The sequence below is a fragment of the Nostoc piscinale CENA21 genome, assembly GCF_001298445.1.
In the GTDB taxonomy this organism is placed as follows: Bacteria; Cyanobacteriota; Cyanobacteriia; order Cyanobacteriales; family Nostocaceae; genus Nostoc_B; species Nostoc_B piscinale_A.
In genome coordinates, this window is record NZ_CP012036.1 from 2,547,549 (window position 1) to 2,570,586 (window position 23,038).

General features: G+C 39.8%; 21 protein-coding genes and 1 pseudogene. 6 read left to right on the forward strand and 16 right to left on the reverse strand.

Annotated features, from left to right (window positions below; translation table 11 throughout):
- Window positions 1–309 precede the first annotated feature (309 nt).
- From ACX27_RS11205 to ACX27_RS11225, 5 genes are all read right to left on the reverse strand, one after another.
- A complete protein-coding gene (locus ACX27_RS11205) occupies window positions 310–897 on the reverse strand; it encodes a hypothetical protein (RefSeq protein ID WP_062292118.1) in 588 nt (195 codons plus the stop codon).
- A gap of 178 nt (window positions 898–1,075) precedes the next feature.
- A complete protein-coding gene (locus tag ACX27_RS11210) occupies window positions 1,076–1,513 on the reverse strand; it encodes a hypothetical protein (protein ID WP_062292120.1) in 438 nt (145 codons plus the stop codon).
- A 219-nt stretch (window positions 1,514–1,732) separates the two neighbouring features.
- Window positions 1,733–1,912, reverse strand: coding sequence for a PIN domain-containing protein (locus ACX27_RS11215; protein ID WP_062292123.1), 180 nt, complete (start codon window positions 1,910–1,912; stop codon window positions 1,733–1,735).
- Complete coding sequence (locus ACX27_RS11220) at window positions 1,896–2,216, reverse strand: hypothetical protein (protein WP_235526592.1); 321 nt, start codon at window positions 2,214–2,216, stop codon at window positions 1,896–1,898. Before ACX27_RS11220 ends, ACX27_RS11215 begins: the two co-directional genes overlap by 17 nt.
- Before the next feature lie 27 nt (window positions 2,217–2,243).
- Window positions 2,244–2,993 carry a glucose 1-dehydrogenase gene (locus tag ACX27_RS11225; protein ID WP_062292125.1) on the reverse strand — a complete coding sequence of 250 codons (750 nt, stop codon included), beginning with the start codon at window positions 2,991–2,993 and terminating at the stop codon, window positions 2,244–2,246.
- 231 nt (window positions 2,994–3,224) lie between these two features.
- On the opposite strand from ACX27_RS11225, the pseudogene ACX27_RS11230 reads away from it, so the two are divergent.
- Window positions 3,225–5,137, forward strand: a pseudogene (locus ACX27_RS11230) (heavy metal translocating P-type ATPase).
- A 107-nt stretch (window positions 5,138–5,244) separates the two neighbouring features.
- Window positions 5,245–6,714 (forward strand): D-alanyl-D-alanine carboxypeptidase/D-alanyl-D-alanine endopeptidase, encoded by a 1,470-nt coding sequence (gene dacB, locus ACX27_RS11235; RefSeq protein WP_062292128.1) that lies wholly within the window; start codon window positions 5,245–5,247, stop codon window positions 6,712–6,714.
- 183 nt (window positions 6,715–6,897) lie between these two features.
- On the opposite strand, the gene ACX27_RS11240 is transcribed toward dacB, so the two are convergent.
- Window positions 6,898–7,608: a hypothetical protein gene (locus tag ACX27_RS11240; RefSeq protein ID WP_062298294.1), complete on the reverse strand. Its 711-nt coding sequence runs from the start codon at window positions 7,606–7,608 to the stop codon at window positions 6,898–6,900.
- Window positions 7,609–7,615: 7 nt separating this feature from the next.
- Complete coding sequence (locus ACX27_RS11245; RefSeq protein WP_062292130.1) at window positions 7,616–8,929, reverse strand: cytochrome P450; 1,314 nt, start codon at window positions 8,927–8,929, stop codon at window positions 7,616–7,618.
- 122 nt (window positions 8,930–9,051) lie between these two features.
- Between ACX27_RS11245 and ACX27_RS11250 the strand changes: the two genes are divergently transcribed.
- Window positions 9,052–9,282: a hypothetical protein gene (locus ACX27_RS11250; protein WP_062292133.1), complete on the forward strand. Its 231-nt coding sequence runs from the start codon at window positions 9,052–9,054 to the stop codon at window positions 9,280–9,282.
- 18 nt (window positions 9,283–9,300) lie between these two features.
- Here the strand turns inward: ACX27_RS11250 and ACX27_RS11255 are convergent, their stop codons facing one another.
- Window positions 9,301–11,052 (reverse strand): DUF3685 domain-containing protein, encoded by a 1,752-nt coding sequence (locus ACX27_RS11255; RefSeq protein ID WP_062292136.1) that lies wholly within the window; start codon window positions 11,050–11,052, stop codon window positions 9,301–9,303.
- Window positions 11,053–11,155: 103 nt separating this feature from the next.
- Between ACX27_RS11255 and ACX27_RS11260 the strand changes: the two genes are divergently transcribed.
- The gene (locus ACX27_RS11260; protein WP_062292139.1) at window positions 11,156–14,293 is read left to right on the forward strand and encodes a pentapeptide repeat-containing protein; all 3,138 of its coding nucleotides are present in this window, start codon (window positions 11,156–11,158) and stop codon (window positions 14,291–14,293) included.
- 136 nt (window positions 14,294–14,429) lie between these two features.
- Here ACX27_RS11260 and ACX27_RS11265 read toward each other — a convergent pair whose 3' ends face one another.
- Complete coding sequence (locus ACX27_RS11265; protein ID WP_062292141.1) at window positions 14,430–14,879, reverse strand: Fur family transcriptional regulator; 450 nt, start codon at window positions 14,877–14,879, stop codon at window positions 14,430–14,432.
- Between the two features lie 470 nt (window positions 14,880–15,349).
- Between ACX27_RS11265 and ACX27_RS11270 the strand changes: the two genes are divergently transcribed.
- Entirely contained in the window at window positions 15,350–15,616 is a 267-nt protein-coding gene (locus ACX27_RS11270; protein WP_062292145.1) for a hypothetical protein, read from the forward strand.
- A gap of 163 nt (window positions 15,617–15,779) precedes the next feature.
- On the opposite strand, the gene ACX27_RS11275 is transcribed toward ACX27_RS11270, so the two are convergent.
- A complete protein-coding gene (locus tag ACX27_RS11275) occupies window positions 15,780–16,403 on the reverse strand; it encodes an FMN-dependent NADH-azoreductase (protein WP_062292148.1) in 624 nt (207 codons plus the stop codon).
- A 60-nt stretch (window positions 16,404–16,463) separates the two neighbouring features.
- Here ACX27_RS11275 and ACX27_RS11280 point away from each other — a divergent pair, with 60 nt between their 5' ends.
- Window positions 16,464–17,084: a 3'-5' exonuclease family protein gene (locus ACX27_RS11280; RefSeq protein ID WP_235526593.1), complete on the forward strand. Its 621-nt coding sequence runs from the start codon at window positions 16,464–16,466 to the stop codon at window positions 17,082–17,084.
- A 136-nt stretch (window positions 17,085–17,220) separates the two neighbouring features.
- Here ACX27_RS11280 and ACX27_RS11285 read toward each other — a convergent pair whose 3' ends face one another.
- From ACX27_RS11285 to ACX27_RS11310, 6 genes are all read right to left on the reverse strand, one after another.
- Window positions 17,221–17,685 (reverse strand): cupin domain-containing protein, encoded by a 465-nt coding sequence (locus ACX27_RS11285; RefSeq protein WP_062292151.1) that lies wholly within the window; start codon window positions 17,683–17,685, stop codon window positions 17,221–17,223.
- A gap of 1 nt (window position 17,686) precedes the next feature.
- Entirely contained in the window at window positions 17,687–18,115 is a 429-nt protein-coding gene (locus tag ACX27_RS11290; protein WP_062292154.1) for a GNAT family N-acetyltransferase, read from the reverse strand.
- Window positions 18,116–18,128: 13 nt separating this feature from the next.
- On the reverse strand, window positions 18,129–18,869 hold the full coding sequence (locus ACX27_RS11295) for a class I SAM-dependent methyltransferase (protein WP_062292158.1): 741 nt from the start codon (window positions 18,867–18,869) through the stop codon (window positions 18,129–18,131).
- A 44-nt stretch (window positions 18,870–18,913) separates the two neighbouring features.
- Window positions 18,914–19,963: a histidinol-phosphate transaminase gene (gene hisC, locus ACX27_RS11300; RefSeq protein ID WP_062292161.1), complete on the reverse strand. Its 1,050-nt coding sequence runs from the start codon at window positions 19,961–19,963 to the stop codon at window positions 18,914–18,916.
- A 369-nt stretch (window positions 19,964–20,332) separates the two neighbouring features.
- Window positions 20,333–21,079 (reverse strand): creatininase family protein, encoded by a 747-nt coding sequence (locus ACX27_RS11305; protein WP_062292163.1) that lies wholly within the window; start codon window positions 21,077–21,079, stop codon window positions 20,333–20,335.
- 404 nt (window positions 21,080–21,483) lie between these two features.
- Window positions 21,484–22,968, reverse strand: coding sequence for a M16 family metallopeptidase (locus tag ACX27_RS11310; RefSeq protein ID WP_200929967.1), 1,485 nt, complete (start codon window positions 22,966–22,968; stop codon window positions 21,484–21,486).
- Window positions 22,969–23,038 lie beyond the last annotated feature (70 nt).

A 23,038-nucleotide genomic window follows, 5' to 3' on the forward strand; every position in this document is an offset into this window, starting at 1 on the left:
AAATTCTTAAGAAAAACTTAAAATTGACTAAAAGTTTTTGACATTCAAATTTAACCGAACTCAGCTTTCATAACTATATAGTTATGATTTCAAAGTACATAGTTAATTTTTCAAAACTTAATAATTGGAAATAAATAATAATTATAAAATATATCTTTGTATGAGCCAATGCTTCACAAACAATACACAGGCACTTACGTATTGTTTAGCTATAGCAATCCTAAATGAATAAGAAACATCTCTCCATTGTCTCTTTTCTTCACATATCAAATAGGATTGCGATATTACCTGAGACTTGTTAAACAAATATCAGCTAGACTTGAACTTGATTTGATTCGCTTCAAGATAAATTATTTGATTTTTTAGTCCTTGGGCTTCAGTTGCGGTTAAACCCTTCCATTGCTGTTGGGCTTGTTTAACACTAGGAACTGGTTTGAGGACACCTGCTAAATCTAAGATTTGTCCTTGTTTCACAACGACTTGATTTTCCGCACTTCCAGCATCGAGATTAGGGGCTAAAACTACAAATACCCTTTGAGTATTACTTGAACCAACCCAGAAGGCGCGATCGCCTACTACACTTTGAACATTAATATTTTGAAACTGTACGGGTTTATTGACAAGTGTCTGTTTATTGGCGTTGGTAATTACTAAGACATCTGTAATTGGTTCAGTTTGAACAATGGTTGTTACTTGCGGATCAGGAGTAACAACTACATTAGTTGTTGGTGTAGGAGTTGCGGTGACGGTGACTGTGGCTTGCGGTGTAGGGACGACAACAACATCAGGTTGCTTTGGTTCAGAAGTACAGGCAGTCAGTCCACTGACTAATAATATGATGAAGATTGATGTATTTTGCCAGAATTTTTTGCTGATAAAATTAGCATTGTCTTGCATAGTATTTAACCTTGGCTGATAAATATAAATTGTTTCAAGAGATAATCAATGTACATTATTTTATTCATGTAATGTACATTGATATTAAGGTACGCAAGTATTCCTAAAGCATTGGTAATTAATAAGTAGTAACTAACAGAAAATCTTACAAATTAAGTAAGATAATTATGTTAGGTTTCTACTTACTTAAAGCATCCTTAATGTTATCAACAGTACGTTCAATAGCATTTTTGGTGTTATCTACAGCTTTCTCTGTCCGGGCTGCATCTTCTTCGGCTCTTTTTTGGATAGTGTTTCTATCTTGCTTGGCTTTGCGCTCAATAAAGTTACCGCTATTATCGGTAGCATCTTCAACTTTACTAGCATTTTTATTGGCGGTGCGCTCAACTTTATTGGCTGTATCTCGAATGAAATTTTTAGCGCGTCCAGCATCTTCACGGGCTTTTTCTTGAACTTTATCGCCTGCGTCTGAAGATGCAATTAAGTTGACAGAGGGAGCCGCCATCGCTGAATTATTGGTGAAAAATGCACCTTGCCAAATAAAAGCGATCGCAGATAAACAAAGAACTGTGGTAGCTATCCAATTACCTATAACAGAAAGCCGTTTCATTAACATAGAATACCTTCTCTTTGAGATTTAGCATTCTAAGATTTACTGGATTTTTCCACTGTGCCAAATCGTGCTAGAGACAGAGGTTTTCTCATCAAAAGTTATTAGATAAATTCGCTCTTTTAACAGAGTGACAACTTCTACCAATGGCTGCTTTAGATGAGCTTGCTTTCATCCAGCTCACACCAGACAATGTATTAAAGCTGCGATCGCCTCCATAAATCTTTACAACCAAGCGATCGCATTTACCAAAGTGTTTTGATATGTGGATAGTTGAGAATTTTTTTGATCGCAGGTTATGAGTTCTAGATTGCGACGGTAGGCGATCGCTACAATCATACGATCAGCAGGATCTTTGTGGAAGTCTCCTGGCAAGTGTCGAGTAAAATCATTGTTCCAAAGCATCCCAAAATTCAGGCATAGGTTCGTCAAAATCTGGAGGAATTGTCATGGCGATTCCACGTAGAGGATGCTGAGGACTGCGATTGCGGGTTAAATCCATTTCATCAGGAGATAGGGATACCTGTGATGCTTTTGGTACTGTCAAGCTTTGAGCCAAAAGTTGGAGAATGCGAATTCTTTCTGCAAAATCGAGGCTAAGGAGTTGCTGCTCTAGTTCGTGATTGCTCATGGCTTCGCGCTTCATGACTGTGTTGTTTATTTTAGCCGCTTTTTCTAATTCTTCCGACAACAGGTAGGGCGATCGCACTGAAACTATTTGAGCCTTGCTACACTACTAAACGTTCATATACCCACCATCAACAACTAAATCTGCCGCAGTTATGTAAGATGATTCATCACTAGCCAGGAACACTACCGCCGCCGCAATTTCTTCTGGTTTACCAAAGCGTTCCAAAGGTACGGTTTGCTTAATGTAATTGCCAAAATTTTCCAAAGCTTCTGGTGATAAACCCATTTTGGTTTGAAAATCAGTAGGTATTAAACCAGGGCTAATGGCGTTCACTCTAATTTGGCGTGATCCTAATTCTGCCGCTAAATTGCGAGCCAAGGAACGCACAGCCGCTTTTGTCGCACAATAAACACTGCCCATCGCCATACCCTTTTCATTAACTGATGAAGCATTTAAGATGACACTAGCGCCGGGATTCAGTAAGCCAGACAGCTTTTGTACGGTGAAAAACACACCTTTAACGTTGATATCAAATTGATTGTCATACAAGGTTTCGTCCATTGCTTCTAAAGCAGCAAAAAATCCGACACCGGCATTAGCAAATAAAATATCAAGACTGCCAAATTCTGATTTGACTCGTGCTGCTAAATTATCAAGTTGAGAAAGCGATCGCACATCTGCTAATACTGGAATTACCTGAGAATTAAGTGCTTGGGCTGCTGTGAGTAAACGTTGTTCATCTTGCCCAGTAATAATTACTCGCGCACCTTCCGCAACAAACTGTTTTGCCGTCTCAAAACCAATACCTGATGTACCCCCGGTAATTACAGCAGTTTTGTTATGCAAGCGTGCCATTTACAATGCCTCCTGGTAGATAGGAATTAAAAATCAAGGGTTTAGGAAGGGTGAAGGGGTATAGGGGTGTAAGGGTGTATGTTTTTAAACCACTGACACCCTTACACCTCACCCTTACACCCACTCTTAACCGAGAATCTTTGTGCATCAGTCTTGTAGAAAAATAATTGCTTGACCTTAACATTAATGTCAAGGTTTAACGTGAGATCAGTCGTCAATGAATTCACTCTCATGGTTTACCCACAGCATTTCACCAAATTCACAAAAGAACACGCCGATATCTTAGCAGCCTTGGTTTGTGGACTGTTGTTATTTCTCGGATGGTTCGCCTTACATCTAGGTTGGTTGGGATGGGCAATGCTGTTGTTACCTGCTGCATATATCATTGGTGGTTATGAAAGCGCCCGTGAGGGAATAACGACATTAATTAAAGAAAAAGAACTAGATGTAGATTTGCTGATGATTGTGGCGGCTGTTGGTGCGGCTGGTTTGGGTTTATGGCGCAGAGAATATCACCTAATTATTGATGGCGCGGTGTTAATTCTCATTTTTGCGATTAGTGGTGCGTTAGAAGGCTATGCAATGGGGCGCACAGAACGGAGTATTCGCAGCTTGATGAGTTTGACACCAGATACAGCCAGGGTTTTGCATCAGGGACAAGAACAGATGCTACCCATTAGCCAATTAAAGGTGGGGGATGAAATTATTGTCAAACCCGGAGAGTTAATTCCCACCGATGGGATCATTTTGTCTGGTTACAGCACGATTAATCAAGCAGCGATTACTGGGGAATCTTTACCTGTAGAAAAGACAGTTGGTGAGGAAGTGTTTGCTGGGACACTTAACGGTTATGGGGCGCTGAAGTTGCAAGTTCACAAACCTGCTGCGAGTAATTTGATTCAGCGAGTTATTAAGTTAGTAGCAGAAGCCCAAGAAACAGCGCCACCTTCCCAAGAGTTTATCGAAAAATTTGAACGGGGATATGCCAAGGTAATTGTAATTTCTGGCATATTGCTGGCAATTTTACCGCCGTTTATTTGGGCTTGGGATTGGGAAACGACGATTTATCGGGCATTGACTTTTTTGGTGGTGGCTTCTCCTTGTGCGTTGATGGCAGCAATTATGCCAGCATTGTTATCAGGTATTGCCAATGGCGCGAAACAGGGGATTTTGTTCAAAAACGGCACACAGTTAGAGAATATTGGTAAAGTCCGGGCGATCGCTTTTGATAAAACTGGTACTTTAACTACAGGACAAGTGCAAGTATCTCAGGTAATTTCCACTGATGAATATACACAAACGGATGTGTTAAAAATAGCAGCAGCTTTAGAAGCATCTTCGGAACATCCTATCGCCAAAGCCATTGTCCAAGGAGCGAGTGATTTAAATTGGCAACGGGGTACTGATGTGCAAGCTATACCAGGACAGGGTATTGTGGGGATGCTTGATAATCAAAAAATTACCCTGGGCAATGCTGCGTTTATTCAGCAATATGTGACACAGCTACCAGATAAACTACAAAATTTGGCTGATAGTTGGGAATCTGAAGGAAAAACTGTGGTTTGGGTCGCCCAAAATACAGAAATTATCGGCGCGATCGCGATTGCAGATATGATTAGACCAGAAGCTGCTGCTACTATTCGCCGTCTGCGTCAGTTGGGAGTAGAACAAATTGTCATGATTACGGGTGATAATCAGCGTACAGCCCAAAGTGTCGCTCAAACCATCGGCATAACTCAAATTTACGCCCAACTCCTACCAGAAGATAAACTCAATCTCATCCGCAGTTTACAGAAACAGTATGAAACTGTAGCAATGGTGGGCGATGGAATTAACGATGCACCCGCTTTAGCCCAAGCATCTGTGGGGATAGCAATGGGTGGTGCGGGTAGTGATGTCGCCTTAGAAACGGCAGATATTGTTTTAATAGCAGACAGACTCGAAAAAATGGTTGTAGCAATGGAACTCGGCAGGCGATCGCAATTTATTATCAAACAAAACATCGCCTTTGCGCTTACATCAATTATTTTATTAATGCTGGCTAACTTTTTGGGAAATATTAACCTACCGATTGGCGTAATTGGTCATGAAGGTCGACAGTGTTAGTTACTCTTAACGGCTTGCGATTGTTGAGAAGATTTTAACCAACTCTGAGTGAATTAAGCCGTAGCAAATTTTAATAATTTTGTGCAGCGATCACCAAACACGACAAAATAATATCACTGCCAGTTCTGAATGTAGAAGTTTAAGTATGTTTTCTCGCAAAATTTCTCTGAGTTTGCTGCTACTGTTTCTGGGAACTCACATTGGTATTACCCAACAAGCAGTTAAAGCTCAAATTCCAGTTCCCTCTGCAACTAATACAAAATCAGTTTGTCCTGCTCAATTAGGCACATTTATAGATACTGCTATTAATCGTCCCTTATTTAGTCGCGCCCGTTGGGGAATTTTAGTGAAAAATTTAGTTTCTACGCAAACTCTTTACAGTCATGATGCGGAAAAATATTTTATTCCTGCTTCTAATACTAAATTATTAACTACAGCCGCAGCCCTCAAGCAATTAGGTGCAGACTTTCGCATTCGCACTTCTGTTTATCAAGGTGCTGATGGTAGTTTGCGTGTTGTTGGTAGAGGAGATCCGAGTTTAAAAAATGCTCAATTAACAGAATTAGCCAAGCAATTACGTCAACAAGGAGTTACTCAAGTTACTAACTTAATTGCTGATGATAGTTACTTTCAAGGAGACGTTGTAAACCCTAGTTGGCAATGGGAAGATGTGCAAGCTGATTATGGCGCACCAGTTAACAGTTTAATTTTAAATGAAAATGCTGCTGTGTTAACTTTATTGCCGCAAACAGTAGGCAACCCATTACAAATTAAATGGACTGATCCTACAGAAGCGTATCAATGGCGAGTCGAAAATAATTCTGTAACTGTGCAGAAAGATGAACCAAGGTTAGTAGAAATTAAGCGTGATTTAAAAGGGGCTGTGCTGTATTTGCAAGGACAATTACCTGTGAATGCAGCACCAGAAGTTACTGCGATCGCAGTTTTTGATCCTACACAAAATTTCTTACGTCACTTTCGGCAAAGTTTAGCAGCCACAGGAATTTCTGTACAAAAAACATCTATTGCTAGTGGTGATAATAATGAACGAGAAGTTGCCGCCATTGAGTCTCCGCCTTTGTCTGATTTATTAACTGAAACCAATGTTAATAGTAACAATTTATTTGCTGAGGCTTTATTAAGAACTTTAGCGCATAAACAACAATTAACCAAAAATCAAAACACTGCTGATGTTGGTTTAAAGGTCATGCAAGAAACCTTGACTCAATTTGGAGTTAACCCCACCAGTTATAGCGTAGTTGATGGTTCTGGTTTATCGCGGAAAAATTTAATTAGTCCAGAAGCTATAGTACAACTTTTACAAGCGATCGCAGCATCACCAGAATCCAAAGTTTTTCGTGCTACTCTACCTGTAGCTGGGGTGAGTGGTAGTTTAAAAAGTCGCTTTCGCAACACATCAGCACAGGGAATTGTGCAAGCCAAAACTGGTACTTTACAAGGAGTAGTTGCTTTATCAGGATATATAGATTCACCACAGTATGAACCGCTAGTTTTTAGCATTATTGTGAATCAATCTGATCAACCAGTTAGTACAATTCGCCAAGCTGTTGATGAGGTTGTTGTCCTATTAACACAGTTACGTCGTAATTGTTAGTTCTAAGTAAACGGTAATGTGTTATGGTATTGAAATAGGAAGTTGGCGCAATAATTATTTCAGTCATCTTTCTGTAACATAAACCTCAAGATTCATATACCAATAAGCTATCACCTTGAATGTGATAGCTTTTTATATATTTTGAATAAAATTAAACGCAGATAGACGCGGATGGAAAGTTGGTTAAACAACATTAGTATGATTTTGGCTGAATCTAATTTCTAGATTTGTGCTATCTGTGGCAATGATTTCAGAGGCTTCTTGTAAAAGTTGTTTTTGTTCTTGTTGGAGTGCTTCTAATCGAGAGGAAATTTCGGCTAATCTTTGCTGTTTATCTAGGTAAAGAGGTTGAATAGTATTTGGATTATCTATTGGTTGATGATTACTGATTTTGTGCCAAGTCAAACCAGTAAGTTTAGCTATACCAATAAAAATAAATTTAATTAAAGCTTGTAATAATTTTAATGGTGCTTGTAATAAAGAAAAACTCGCTGTTGTAAATAAGCGAATAATTGCATTCACAAGACCAAAAAGCAGCGCCAGACTTAATAGGATAATTACTAAACTAATAATCGGGTGATTTGCAGCCCAATTGAGTGCGTGCAGTAGGCGCAACATTGTGGGATGTTGTGTTAGCCAATCGTTGATGGAAGAGGCGATCGCACTTTCCACTGCACCGGATGTTGTATTCTTAAATTGGTCAGCAGTTTGCAAACCTTGGCTAATCGAAGATTTAGCTTGTTCCAAGGTTGTTGTAGCTGTTGCTTGCCAAGACTCGCCAACTTGTTGCAGAGAATTATTCACAGAGTTAACCCCTTGGTTGACAACATTTTTCATGCTTTGCCAACTTTGAGACATTCCTGACGGCAAACTGAGATTTATTTCAGATGTCATAACAATTTCACCGAGGTTGAAATCGAACTCGCAACCCATCTTTAGGACGATTTGTGGGAATCCTGACTGAAGCCAAACTTTGGTTAGGTAAGATTTCCCAATCATAGCTGCGTAAAAGATGGGCAGCAACAATCTTCATTTCCATTTTGGCAAACGCCATCCCAATACACACCCGCGGCCCGCCACCAAAACCAATTAAGCTGAAAGGATATTTTTTATGTTCTTGGCGCTGAGGGCTGAAACGCTCAGGATCAAACCGTTCTGGTTCAGGGTAAATTTCTGCTAGGTTATGGGTCATTAAAATTGAATAATATAGTTGCCAACCAGCCGGGACATAGAAACCGTTATATTCAAATTCTTTAATTACCCCACGAAATCCTGCGGCGGCTGGTGGATATAGTCGTTCAACTTCCAATAAAACTTGGTCTAAGTAGGGCATTTTCCCCAACTGCTCTAGAGTTAAAGAACCAGATGCAGCAAGTTGTGACTGTTCTTCTCTGGCGCGTTGCAGAACTTCTGGATGGCGTGCTAATTCGGTGACTAACCAAGTTAACATTGCAGTTGTGGTTTCATGTCCAGCAAAAAGTAACAGCACTGCTTGGGCGATAATTTCTTTTTCACTTAAGCTGTTACCCTCTTCATCTCTAGCTTGAATTAATAAACTTAAAGCATCTTTGGTAGGGTTTTTCTGACGTGCTTTTACAACCTGAGCCACATGCTCTAAAACTTGATTGCGAGCTGCGATCGCTTTACTAAAGGTAGTAAAAGGCAAAGGCAAGGTATTCAGCGCGAAAAAACCGTTTGTGAGGTTAGTAAATAAACCACTTAAGCGGATAACTTCTGCACTAGAACTTGTACCTAATAACAGTTGACTGGCAATATCAAATGTGAGTTTTTTAAACTCTTCAAACCAAGTAAATTCTTGTTTAACTGCCCATTCTTTAAGATATCTGCCAGTGATTTCTTCCATTGTGGCAAAATAGTTTGCTAGTGCCGGGCCATGTAAAGCTGGCATCATCAAACGACGATTGCGACGGTGTTCTTCACCATCTTGCACAAATAATGATTCACCTAACAATATTTTGAAATTTTCTGGCCAGCCTTCACGCCAAGAGAAATTTTCGATATGGCTAGAAAGGACAAACTCAACTGCGTCTGGCCCTATCATTGCTACTGTTGGTCTACCTAAAATATGGGTTTTAAAAATCGACCCATAACGCTGATAGCGTTTTTCGGCAAAGTTTACGTCTGCCAAAAAAGACAGAGTTTCGCCAACAACAGGTAAACCAAAGCTTCCGGGTGGTAGTTGCAATTTGTTCATAAAACTCGCGATCGCACCTCGTTCATTTTAATTAACTTCTGTCTCTGGAGGAAACTTACGTTAAGATGTTTTGTACAAGAACAGGAGTTTTCTAGTTTTATTTACTTGCTCAGTAACTCTGTATGACTATAGCCGAACAAATTTATGAACTTGTCAAATCTCTTCCGCAAGACCAAGCTAGTGAGATTCTCTTCTTTGCTGAATCTATTCGTGATCAATATCTCAAGGCCAATCAACCCAGCCATACAGCCACTTCACAGCAATGGACAGAACTAGTTTATTCTTTAGCTGGAAGTTGGGAAAAAGATTTTCCTAGCTTAGAAGAGATTCGGGAAAATTCGGGTTCATTTTAATTAACTTCAATTTAAATATCACTTTTGTCTTTCGCTGTTGCGGTTGAAATTTTTCTCTGATAACGACACACTACCGATACCTTGGAGAATACCACGAGCGATTAAACCTAAACCACGACCAATGACTTGAGTTAAAACGAAGACAATACCACTACCTAAAAAAGATAATAGCGATTGTAGGCGGGGAGCGATCGCATCCCAAAATTCTAGTCCCAGCGTCACAAATAACGGCACACCTGAAAGCTTGGCCAATTCTGCGTTGCGCGGCGCGTAAACTGATGTTTTCGCAATTCCCCGTGATGCTAACACAAATAACTCATAGCGACTTTCAAAAATTGCTTTAGCTTCATTCACATAATTATTTAAACGGTATTTCCAAGACAAATCATTTCTAAACCGTTCAATTTCCCGCGTCGAAATTAACTTACGAGTATAAAAGTTTTTCTTAATTGCTTCCACATCTGCCAAATAATTTAACAGTGGTTGTAATACACTATTGCCTACTTGAATCAATAAATTTTCTAAAATTATTAATGCCTGAGCTTTAGCAGCATCACTATCAGCCAAATAAACCTGATTATCAATCTGTAAATCTGTTTGAAACAGCAAATAAGCAAGTAACTCTACTACAAAGGGAATTTTATTAAATATGTCAGTTTGAATAATTCTGGGATTTTGTAATAATACCTTGACAACTTCAATCTTCTGCCCGCCGATTGGTACTTGGGAAAACTTACCAAAAAAATCTGTAACTGTGGCTTGCCATAAATCAAATAAAATAGTATTTTTAAATCCTTCTAACTGTTCAATTGTAATTTGATAAGCGCGTAAATCTTCGATTTGTTTGGCTAACTTCTGTAATATCAAATAAAGTAATTCTCGTTTCTTATCTTCCCGGAGAATATCAATTTCTAAGGGGACATCTGAAACGTTTTCTAAAGAAAACTGTAGTTTATTTATACAAGTCGAAAATAAGTCAAATTGCAAAGCACTTGGGTTAATTTCTGGGAGCAAAGTTAGAGGTGGTTCTAAATTTGTTGGCACAATTACCCTGCTGGCTGAGGAAATCACTGGTAATTCTTCTGTCGGCGAAATCAATGGTGATTGTTCTGGGGCGGAAATTAACAAGTGATTGAGTAGCCAACGCGCCGCTAACAGTTCTCTTCGTTGTCCCGCCAGCACAGCCCGGTCTAGTATTGGTAAGCCTGGAGTTTGTAGTTTGACTGTAACTTTTGCTAGGGAAGCGTTAACATAATTAATTCCCGATAAACACTGATTTTGCCATAGCCGCAACCAAGGCATTTGGGGAGGCGGTGAGATGGGAACCGAAGGAGGGGTAGTATTTAATACCCAATGGGAACCACCAGCGGCGACTTCTGAAATCACAGCAATAATTTCAGATGCAGGAGTACCTTTAAGAAGATAGCCATTCACCCCAGCAGCCCTAACAGCCGCCAATATTTCTTGGTTTTGGACAGCACTCAGCAGTAAAATTGGCAAGTTGGGGTATGACGTTTTTAGCAGGCGACAAAGTTCTAAACCTTGTAACTGACTGTTAACAGAGCGATCGCTTCCCAGTTCTAAAACCACTAAATTTACTGCTTCTGGGTCTTGATTGGTAAGTGCTGCTAGTATTTGCAAAGCCGCAGTATCTGTTTCTACTTCTGCCACAACTTGCAAATTCAGCATTGCTTCCAAAGTTACCCGCAGTCCTAAGCGGAAAATCGGATCTTGGTCAATTAATAATAATTTGAGAGGGCGATCGCTCATCATTGGCTGAGATGCAAGGGGTATTCCTACTCATTGTTACCTGTTTTCGTCACTCAATAAATGAATCATAATGACATAGGCGGAGTCTTAATTGTGTAATTAAATGAACCTCAGTATCAGGCAATGGTTGGCAGAACGCCAGATTGAAATCAGTCAAATTCGAGAATTTTCTCTTGGTCAATTGGCGGGTGTAGCCTACCGCATTGTCCAAGATATGGAAGTTAAAAGTCTTGCACCACTTGATGTCTGTACTTTAGCCGAGGTTTTAGAACTACCTTTGGGTTCTGTTTGGCAAGATATCAATCTCATTGCGCGATTAACAGAAAGCCTGTTGCGTAGTCTCAGTGAGAAAAAAGCCTTAAAACGTAACGAAGGCACATGGCTGGCATTTCAAATTGCTTATCTTTATGCTTTACATCAAATAATTCAACAAGAAGTCAACCTACAAAAACCTTGGCTGAACCGAGCCATGATTTCCAGTCAAGGAGAAATTTTACAGGAAATTATTGGCAAACTCAGTCTCCAAGATGTACAACTCCAAGGATTATTAAAAACTTTAACCCAGGGAAAGTTAACTGATACTCAAGCAGAACAAGCCCTTTCTATTGTGGCAGATTCCTTATTAGTCCAACAAATGAATAATGCCACTGTTGCTTGGTTAATTGCCAATGGTGCAGAAGATTTAGAAGCAAAATTATTAACCCAGCGTTTAACTCATTCTCTCAGTGGTTACTTACTAAAAGTTGTGGCGGAAAATGCCCCACAACTGGCACAATTACAAAAATTTTTCCAATTAGGTTCTACAAGTAATATTTATCCCCCAGAATTAGGTAATGTAGACACATCTCAAAAGTCATCTGTAGGGGAAAAAATTGATTTATGTCGAGAAAATTATCGAGTATTTTTACTGCAAAATCTCAGCCAAACTTTATTTATAGAATCTTTTGCCCTTAAGGATATTTATATTCCCCTAAAAGGTTTAGTAGCAAATACCCATACTCCATCTGTTGATATCAAAAAATGGGCGCAGGAGCAGTTAGCAGATAGTGAAAATATTGCTGTGATTACTGCCGAACCAGGATATGGTAAAACTAGTTTCTGTCAAATTTGGGCAGCAGAAGTAGCCAGAGAACTTTATCCTAATTGGATGCCGGTGGTTATTCGCCTGCGAGATATTAAATATGCTCAAACTTTAGCAGAAACTTTGAATTATGGTTTTGCTTTGAATGCTCAAACTAATTTAAGTAATTGGTTAGAACAAGAACATCTGCGCTGTTTGTTACTGCTTGATGGGTTGGATGAATTACCTGCTGCTAATTTAGGAACAAGATCCAAGACAATTTTTATTCAGCAATTAATTGCATTGCAAGCTAAGGGTAAACATAAAATTATTTTAACTACTCGCAAAAATGCCTTAGAAGAAATTGACCCAGATATCTTATCGCAGTTACCACAAATTATTATTCAACCATTAGAACAAGAACAATTAAAACAATGGTTTCAACAGTGGGCAATGTTACAATCATTACCCATCGCCCAAAATTTCTTTACCTTTTTAAAGCAATCTGGGTTATTCGTCAGTAACTCCAAGTTTCCCGAACTTTCGGCTTTGGTGCGCCAACCATTGTTGCTGTATTTACTGGGGGTTTTACATCGTGATGCACTTATAGATGATGAAATCTGGCAATTAGCGCAATCACCTAGTACTACTAAAGTAGCTTGGGAAATTTATCATCGCCTGAGTCGTTGGTTATTAGGCTATCCTGTGACTGGCGGAATTAAAACCATGCTATTGCGTTCCGGTTCGGCTCACATTCATCGTACACAAGAAGCGATCGCCAATTTACTTTCTGGTTGTCATCCCCAAGATTTATTAAACCAAATCCAGGCGATCGCTCTGCAAATTTTACACAGCGATCGCTATCAAATTCATCTCACAGAAACTTCCCTTCCCCATACCTTACCCGCTTTCTACTTCAAAACTTCCCCCTCAGCACTCAGCGAGAAGTTGCGTGCGGAGAGAACTTGCGTGCGCGGGTTCCCCTCGTTGAGCAAAGTTCGGAGGGTTTCCCCCGTTGAGCAAACTTCGGTGACTCAGCACTCAGCACCCAATACTCAGCACTCAACACTCCTCACAGAATTTTCTCACCCCAAATTAGGCGAATATCTCTGTGCAGAAGCTATTGCTCATCAACTAAAAATTCTGACACAGCAGCAAAAAGATGACTACGGAACATTAGTTTTCGCTCTCGATTCTCCTCAGAGTGTTGCTCAAAATCTATATAAACTACTTGGTTATGGTGTCCTCACTACAGAAATTAAGCAACTGGTAATTGAAACTTTACTACATCAGTCTCAAAGTGATTTTTCTTTAGATTTCTTATTACAACGTCTAGAATTATTTTGGCGTGGTTATTGTCAAGGTCGTTGGTTGAATGAAGGAATAGCGCATCAAGCTTGGAATTATTTTCATACACTCGGCAATCCGATCAATGTTGAGCAAATTAATGCCAGTGTAGGCATAAATGTATTTTTACTATTATCTGCTGGCTATCGCGTTACTAAAGTTGCTTTTTCTCCTTGTGGTAATCCGCAAAATGTTGCTGAATTCTACCCAGAAGTTTTGACAATGCTGATGGGTAAAGCTGCAATTTTATCTAATTCTGTCTGGCTCAAACGCATACTCCCCCAATCTTTAACTAAACTGAATCTCTCTAGCGCATCCTTGCTGCAAGTGATGTTAGTTAAAGCAAATTTGGAGCAGACAAATTTATCAAGTGCCAATTTAAGTTATGCCAATTTAACTAATGCCAATTTAAGTTATGCCAATTTAACTAATGCCAATTTAAGTTATGCCAATTTAACTAATGCCAATTTGAGTTATGCCAACTTGACTAGTGCTAATATGACTGGTGCTAATCTAAGCAGCATTAATCTTGAGAATGTCAATCTTGCCAATGCCTGCTTATTTGATGCAATCCTGACTGATGCTGACCGCGAAATTGCCACGATGAACGGTGCTGTATTCTCTTTAGAACAGTTCTACACCCTGAAAAAATTACTCTCACAGTCATCTGTGGCAAGTGTCATAGAAAGCGACGACCAAACAGCAGCTTGGTTAAGCAATACTAACATCGGCACAATTAGCGGCTTAGAAGGAGAGCCAGTTGCTTCAATTGATTTATATGATGATGTGGAAGATGAAACTGTATTTAGTGTGAATCCCAGTGATTATGATTGATGTTAAAAAGTAAAAAGTAAAAAGTAAAATTTGAGCTTGCCTGACGTGGGTTTGTGACCATTATTCTTTTTCTTTCTTTTGCCTTTTAACTTTTTACTTTTGCTTTATTCAGTCAATGGTTTTTAATTCTACATCCCTACACATCTTCTGATGGATGGCGATAGCCATAAAAGTTAATACTATATTCTGTAATTTTTATGCCTGTTTGTTGTTCAACTTGACGCAACAATTCTTCTGGCAATTCTATATGTACATCCAGAATTTGATTAGTATCGAGACAATTGACATGGCTGTGAGCATCGCTAATGTTGCCATATAAGCGACCATCACAGTGTTCGATACATTCAATAATACCTTGACTGGATAAGGCTTCTAGGTTTTGGTATACAGAGGTATGACCAATGTCTTTGCCTTCTTGGTTAAGGCGATCGTAAATTTCTCGCGCAGATAGATGCTCATTTGCTTGCCACAGCAGTTCTAAAATAAAACGGCGCTGGCGACTGACGCGCATACCCAGCGTTTGGCACCGATCTAGCGCATCTTCTAGAGAACGAATTGGTTTTTTAGCTATCGTTGGTTTTTGCATATTAGATTTCGCTAAGTATTCAGGAAATTTGTGATTTCCAGGTTTATTTTTGCTTTTTGATATAAAAAAAATATTATATGATGCTTTTTCTGTCTAACTGTGTTGTTGTTAGCGATCGCTCAATAACTCACACTCTCTAACCACAGTATTTACAGCTTGTTGAGGTTGATTCATTATCTTCCTTGCTAAAGCAAACTCATTACAACTTTAGCTTAAAATTCAAATTAATGTCTACCTTGGGATAGGTGTAGTTTATATGACGCAACATAGTGCCGTTACACCGGACATCCTACCCTGTGTAAATAACTAATTTAGGTAAAATTTTTAATCCTCTCTTTTCAATGAAAATTGAACCAAAAAAGCTGTAAATCTTGTCTGGATAATGCTTCTGGCATTTAAATAGACAAGCATCGAAAAAAGAGCGAGTATAATCGATGACTGACAATTTAGTTATCGCTAAAAGGTTATCCATGTCAGATCAATTTACGTTTACCGTTACCAATCAAACCGACCTAGCCATTACAGAGTTGTGGGTATCTGTTGATGAAGATGAGTGGCTACCATTCACCTTGAACGATGATGGAATTCCATCAGGTGAAACCGCAACAATTGTTTGGGCTGAATATACCAATGATTCACCTTGTGAATGGTACATATCTGCCGTATTTGAAGATGAATCAGAATCTGATTCAGCCTTATTTAACTTTTGTGAAGAACCAGATTTAACAATTGGTTGAAGAAGAATTCAGGAGTCAGAATCAATGAGTGAAGGAGAAAGACCTGACACTCATTGAGCTTTAGTATAGTAATTCACCATTTATTTATTCGCATCTGCGTACAGAATTTATGCTGAATTCTTACTCCTGACTCCTGAATTTTATTTTGATAAAATTTACATCTTTACCAACTAGTTATAGTCTGTGCGATCGCTTCTTTAGCAGCTGCTAATGATTGTTGCCGAGCCTCGTCACCTAAGTTGAGGCTGTCAGCATGGATAAATGTGACATCAATTAGACCAATAAAGCCCAAAATAGCGCGGAGATAAGGTTCTTGATAGTCGTAAGCCGCAAACGGTGTACCTGGGGGAAAAGCTCCGCCGCGAGAGGTAATAATTAATACTTTTTTGCTGCTATCAACTAAACCTTTATAGCCGTTCGCATCAATTCCAAAGGTACGACCAACACGCACAATTTGGTCAATATAAGCTTTGAAAGTAGAAGGAATATTCAAGTTATACATTGGTATACCAAAAACATAGCGATCGGCAGCCAAGAACTCATCAATTAAACTATCCGAAAGCTGAATCGCCTCCACTAGTTCGGGTGTGCGTGCATCAGGTGGTGTAAAAGCCGCAGCTATCCATGATTCATCTACATGGGGGACAGGATGATGACCCAAATCGCGGTAGGTAACTGTATCGCCTGGGTGAGAATTTTTCCAGGATGTCACGAACTCATAGGTGAGCGATCGTGAAATAGAACGTTCACCACGAGGACTAGAATCAATGTGTAGGATATTTGCCATAAATAAAGCCTAAAGTCAGATTATTACTTGATTTGTTGGGTTGAAATAGCAGTAAAAAAGGTGACAATCGAAATCTACGTCAGCACAGATATAGAAGCAGATGGCCCAATTCCTGGGCCTAATTCCATGCTCAGTATTGGATCAGCAGCTTATACCGCAGATAAACAATTAATCGCCACCTTTTCGGCAAACCTGGAAACCTTACCAGGAGCAGCAGGCCATCCCAAAACTATGAAATGGTGGTCAGAACAGCCAGAAGCTTGGGAAGCCTGCCGAATCAACCCTCAACCACCAACATCAGTGATGCAAGCATATTATACTTGGCTAAAAGCATTACCTGGCAAACCTATCTTTGTTGCCTATCCCGCAGCCTACGATTTTATGTTTGTTTATTGGTATTTGCTGAAATTTGTTGGTGATAGTCCCTTTAAACATTCAGCACTCGATATCCGTTCCTACGCAATGGCATTTTTGCAAAAAAATTATAGTGACTCCGGTAAAGAAAACTTCCCATCTGAATGGTTAGAAGAGTCTCCCTTAAGCCATATCGCCCTAGAAGATGCTATTCAACAAGGAAAGTTGTTTTGCAATCTCCTGCAAAACAACCTACAACGTGAACATTTAGATCCCCCTAAATCCCCCTTAAAAAGGGGGACTTTGAGATTATTCCCCCCTTTTTAAGAGGATGCTCAAGGGGATCTGACGAAATATTTAATACTTCTCAGACATCCTCTAAAGAAATTCTCGAATCTAGATTATCATCATACTTTCTCATGTATTCGTTAACTTCATTTCAAATAGGACTGATATATTACTATTAACTTTCATACAAAGTTCCATCTTTTCTTGTGAAAATTCGCTCACCATTGGCACCATTTTTGGCAATTAAATCATCATCTGGATAGTAAGCTTCATCATCAGGTGTTCTATCACCAACTTCTAAATAAACTACGATTTTCTCAGAATGATTTACTAGTTGATGTCCATTTTCTTCGCTGGCTGGAAAACCTGCCATCATTCCTGGTGTGAGAATTTGCTCTCCTTCATTGGTGACTAGTGTTACTTCACCTTCAATAATATAAATAAATTCATCTTGCCGAGTATGCCAATGTCTTAAAGCAGAACGGCTTCCTGGTGCTAGGGTGACTAAATTCACGCCATAATTTTTTAATCCGGCGGCATTTCCTAATGCTTTTTTGACTCTACCAGCAACGAGATGTCGGAATTTTTCTGGGTAAATTGAAGTTGTGCGGTTAGGAACATTATCTGGGTTAATAATCATATCATTTATCCTGATGTGAGCGATGATATCGATACATTAAGTTGAGATTAACAACTTCTGTTGTGAAACCCCAACGCTGATAAAATGGCATCATTTCTGGCAAGCAATAAAGCGCAATTTGTTCGACTTGATGTAATTGGGGATGATGGACAATTGCATCCATTAATTTAGCACCAAGTCCTTGATTTCTATGGGCTGGTTTAATGATGACATCGTAAATGGTTGCTCGATAAATAAAGTCAGTGAGAACCCGTGTAAACCCAATGAGTTCTGCATTATTATTTATCAAACCTACAACGATATCTGAATTTTTGAGCATTTTGACAACATCTGGATATGTCCGCTGCTGACTCCAGAATTCGTTTTTATACAACTCTACTAATTGATAAATTTGCTTTTCTGTGAGAGTGTCAACAAATTTGTAAGTCATGGGAAAAGTATCTTTAATCAGGAAAGGGTTTACGTGCGATAAATGCCACATTTCCTTTTGGTAAATAAAAGCTACCATAATTGCGAGTTGTTTGGACACGAAAGCCAATTTTGCGTAAGTCTGTGGCTATTTGTGTGGCTCGGTATAATTGCACATGATGAATTTCTTCATCTCTTCTGTAGTATTGTCCGACTTGGCGAAAAGTGATGATGCGGCGGGTTAAAATATTTTGCGATCGCAATTCTTCTTTCTCAACTAAAACAACCCAGTCTTTTCCTTCCGTAAAATTTTTAGCTTTATTACCGACGGCAATTTGTCCCGCTTCTACAATATCAAAAATCAAGACACCGCCAGGAACTAAAGCTTGATATATGCGCTGGAAAAGTTGAATCAGGTTTTGGCGGTTGTTGTCAGTATCAAACAAGTAACTCAAGCATTCACTAATAGAAGTAACAGCGTGACATGGGGGAATGGCAATTTTAAAGACTGAACCAACATAAAATTTTGCCTGGGGTACTCTTTTTTGCGCGATCGCAATCATCGATTCTGAAATATCAACTCCCAATACCCGATAATTAGACTTGACCAGTTCATTTGCCCATAACCCACTCCCACAACCCAAGTCTACAACTAACCCTGAGTTAATTTTGTTTTGCCGTAAAATCTCTAAAATACCGGGGGCTGATTTGAGCGCATAATCCCGAAAACCGTCATCATGGATAAAGGCGAGGTCTTCTTTATACCATTTACTCATATAGCGACTTGAGTTTTAGCAATTTATTTTATCTAAATTTTTGATTAGAGTAATGCCTTAATGGCATTGACTAATATTTGATTTTGCTCATCTGTCCCAATGGTGATGCGGAGTTTATCTAAGAGTCCGGGGTGGGGAAAGTAGCGGATGAGAATTTGTTGTTCTTTGAGTTTTTGATAGAGATATGCGGCGTTTTGTTGGGATGGCTGGACGAGTAAAAAGTTGGTGTGCGACTCCCAAACTTGAAAGCCTAATTGTTGAAATTCTTTGGTGAGTTGAGTGCGTGATGCTTTGATTTTGGCTACGCAAGCATTTTTATAAGCTTGGTCAGTGATGGCTGCTGTGGCAACTGTACAGGCGATCGCGTCAATGTTATAACTATCCTTAACTTTAAATAATCCCTGCAATAACTTGGGTTGAGCAATCCCAAAGCCCAAACGCAAACCAGCCAACGAGTAACCTTTAGATAAGGTGCGGATAATCATCACATTCTCATAGTCTTTGACCAAAGCTAAAGCATCAGCTTCCGCAAAATCTACGTAAGCTTCATCAATGACTAACACCCCTGATAACTGACTGGCGAGTTTTTCTAAATCTGCGCTAGGGACAACATGACCAGAGGGACTGTTAGGTGAAGCAATAAATGTCACAGCACCATCCACAGCAATTAATTCCGCAACAGGTAATTGATAGTCTTGAGTGTAAGGAATTTCCACAACATCTGCTGCCTGCATCTCTGTGAGTGTACGATACAAAACATAAGTCGGTGTCGGATAAACTACCTTCCGTCCCGGTTCTGTACAGGCTCGCATCACGACATTTAAAATCTCATCACTGCCATTACCAACAATAATCCAATCACTCGGCACTTTTAAAACTTGACTAGCAGCGTGGCGAAACTGGTCGCCAAAAGGTTCCGGGTAACGCCGCAACCACTCACCATCAATATTTTGTAGTGCAGCTAAAGCTTTAGGTGATGGGGGGTAGGGATTTTCGTTACTGTTGAGTTTAATTACTTGGCTACCGCGTTTCGGCTGTTCACCAGGAACGTAACTAGCCATTGCATCAACATTGGCGCGGAAGAAATTGGTCATAGCTGCGAGGAAGGTGACAGAGCAGAAATTGGTAGACAAGTATTTTAGCTTATGAATGAGGATTTTTTCTTCATTAATGAAGCTTGGATACTCGTGAATGAGTCTTGGAACTGGATTAATGAGGATGTTTTCTTCATTAATGAAGCTTGGATACTCATTAATGAGTATATGGAACTGGATTAATGAGAATTTTTTCTCCATTAATGAGTGTTAGATACTCGTGAATGAGCCTTTGATACTCATTAATGAGTCTTAGAACTGGATTAATGAGGATTTTTTCTCCATTAATGAGTCTTTCTGCTTCAAAAAACAAGATCCCCGACTTCTTAAAAAAAGTCGGGGATCTGAAACCCTATTACCTACTATCCTTTAATCTGCGTTGAGAAATTCCAAATATCCATTACTCAGTTCTTTTACCGCTAAGTCATAAAATTGCTTACCATGTTCTGGTGTGGCTAAGGCGGGATTTGAACCCATACGTCCATCTGGGTAACGGTTGCGAAAGTCGGCGGCGCTATAAATGTTATGTCCCCGTGCTATTTCTGGAGAAAGGGGTGCTTGTTTAATAGCTTCGGGATAAACATATTGAGTCACAGCTACTTCACTGGGGGTAGCATGAGAACCTTCTTGATCAGCGTATAATTGTTTAGCTAACTCAAATACAGATTTACACATAAACCAGTTAGCTACTTGACATTGCACTTGATGAGCATGAGCAATTTGTAAATCTTCTAGGTAAGCATAAGTTTCAGAAAAAGCGGCTTTGAGGGTAGCAATATTACCACCGTGACCGTTGATAAAGTAGAACTTTTTAAAACCAACTTTGACTAAACTGGTTACATAGTCTCGCACGACTTGAATTAAGGTGCTAGGACGGAGACTAATTGTACCGGGAAAAGCAGTGTGGTGTAATGCCATCCCCACATTGATTGTAGGGCCAACAATCGCCCCTGTCACATCACCCACACCACGAGCGATCGCTTCTGCACAAATCGCATCAGTACCAATTAACCCCGTCGGCCCATGTTGTTCTGTAGAACCAATCGGGAAAATTATCCCCTGAGATTGCTGTAAATAAGCTTCAACTTCTTGCCAAGTACTTAAATGCAGTAACATTCCTAATCTACGTCCTTGTAATAATTGCTGGGGCTGTCTAATTTCTCGACTTTATAATTAACTCGTCACTAACTCGACTTTAGCCAAATTCAGCAATTTCTACCGCAGTTTTTCATAGATGGGTATGGGGGGAGGAGTTTAAATTTGGAATGAGTTTTTTCACGCAGAGGCGCAGAGAGAATCGAGAAGAATTTTGTTTGGTTGTGGCTTATGCACAAAGGCTATTGGTTGAGAATGGGTGAAGGGGAAAAATCAAGTCAAAAGTTAAAACTCAAAAATTCTCTGACTTTTGAATTTTGACTTCTTTATGAGGGTGTAGATGTTCAAAAACCCTTTACACCCTCAAACCCTCACACCCTTACACCCATTTTTACCGCCAATCTTGGTGCGTAACTCCTAGATGATTAATTATTGGCTTGTGATGGTGAACCAGGAATTGTAACATCTATTGGTGTGACTTGTTTGGCTAAACCCGTCAACGGTGGTTGAATCGTGGTTTGATTGCCGACAACTAAAGTTATTAAATTTTCTGGTTTGAGGTATTGCTTGGCTACCCGTTGCACATCGGCGGCGGTGGTGGCGGCGACGGCTTTTTGATAACGGAATAAAAAGTCTGATGGATAGCCGTAATATTCATAGCGCATCAGCCGCGATAAAGTTTGACCAGGGTCTTGAAAATTAAACACAAAAGAATTGAGAGTCGATTCTTTGGCAAAGGCTAGTTCTTGGGCTGTTACTGGTTGGGCTTGGATACGTTTAATTTCGGTTTGTAAGGATTTGACAAACTGGACGGTAGCCTCAGAACGGGTTTGTCCGCCAGCCAAGAAAATACCAGGATAATCAAAGCGGGGACTCCAGTAACCATATACAGAGTAAGCTAAACCTTGGCGCGATCGCACTTCATTAAATAAGCGTCCACCAAAACCATTTAATACCCCATTCAAAACATCCAGTGCGGCATAGTCGGGGCTGTCGAATTGTCCGCCTAAATGCCCTAAAAGTACACTACTTTGAGTTAACTGGGGCTGATTGACAAAAAATACTCCGCCTTTGTTAGCTGGGGAAACTTCTGGTAACTGGGGTTTAGTGATTTTGGGGTTACGTTGCCAATTACCTAATTTAGCTTGAATGAGCGATCGCATTTTTTTACTATCAAAATCGCCCACAATTCCCAAAATTATATTATTGGGATGAAAGTATTGCTGGTAAAACTGGACTAAATCTTCCCGGTTAATTTTATCCAATGTGGCATATTCTACAGTCCGCGCATAAGGACTTTCCTTGCCATAAACCAATTTCCTGAACTCTCGATTAGCAATACTATTCGGATCATCATTGCGGCGGGCAATTCCGCCTTTAGTTTGGTTCTTCGCTAAATCCAGTTTATCTTGGGCAAATACTGGTTCCCGCAGCACTTCCGCAAACAAACCAAACACCGTTTCCACATCTTCAGTTAACGAGTCAAAACTTGCACTCCCGGAACCCTCACCAATACTAGTTTCTACCGATGCAGCCCGTTGTTCTAAAATTTCATTGAGTTCATCTGGCGAATGCTTTTTCGTTCCCCCAGTCCGCATTACTGCACCTGTTAAACCAGCTAACCCAACTTTATCGGCTGGTTCCCAACGGCTACCAGTCCGCACCAAAGCAGAACCACTCACTAACGGCAGTTCATGATCTTCTACTAAATACACAACCATGCCGTTTTGTAAAACAAAGCGTTCATATTTGGGTAACTTAACCGCTGGTAAAGCTGGTAATTTTAACTCTGTGTAATGTTTGGCTGCTGTTGTCGCCGCTAAAGAAAAGTCAAAAGTCAAAAGTAAAAAGGCAAAGGCAAACATCACAACATAAATCAACCTTTTCCCATGCAATAGTTTGAATTTCATCGACCTCTTACCCTTCACCTGATATTTATCTCTGTGCATATTTCTTCACGCCCTTTGCGCCCTTTGCGGT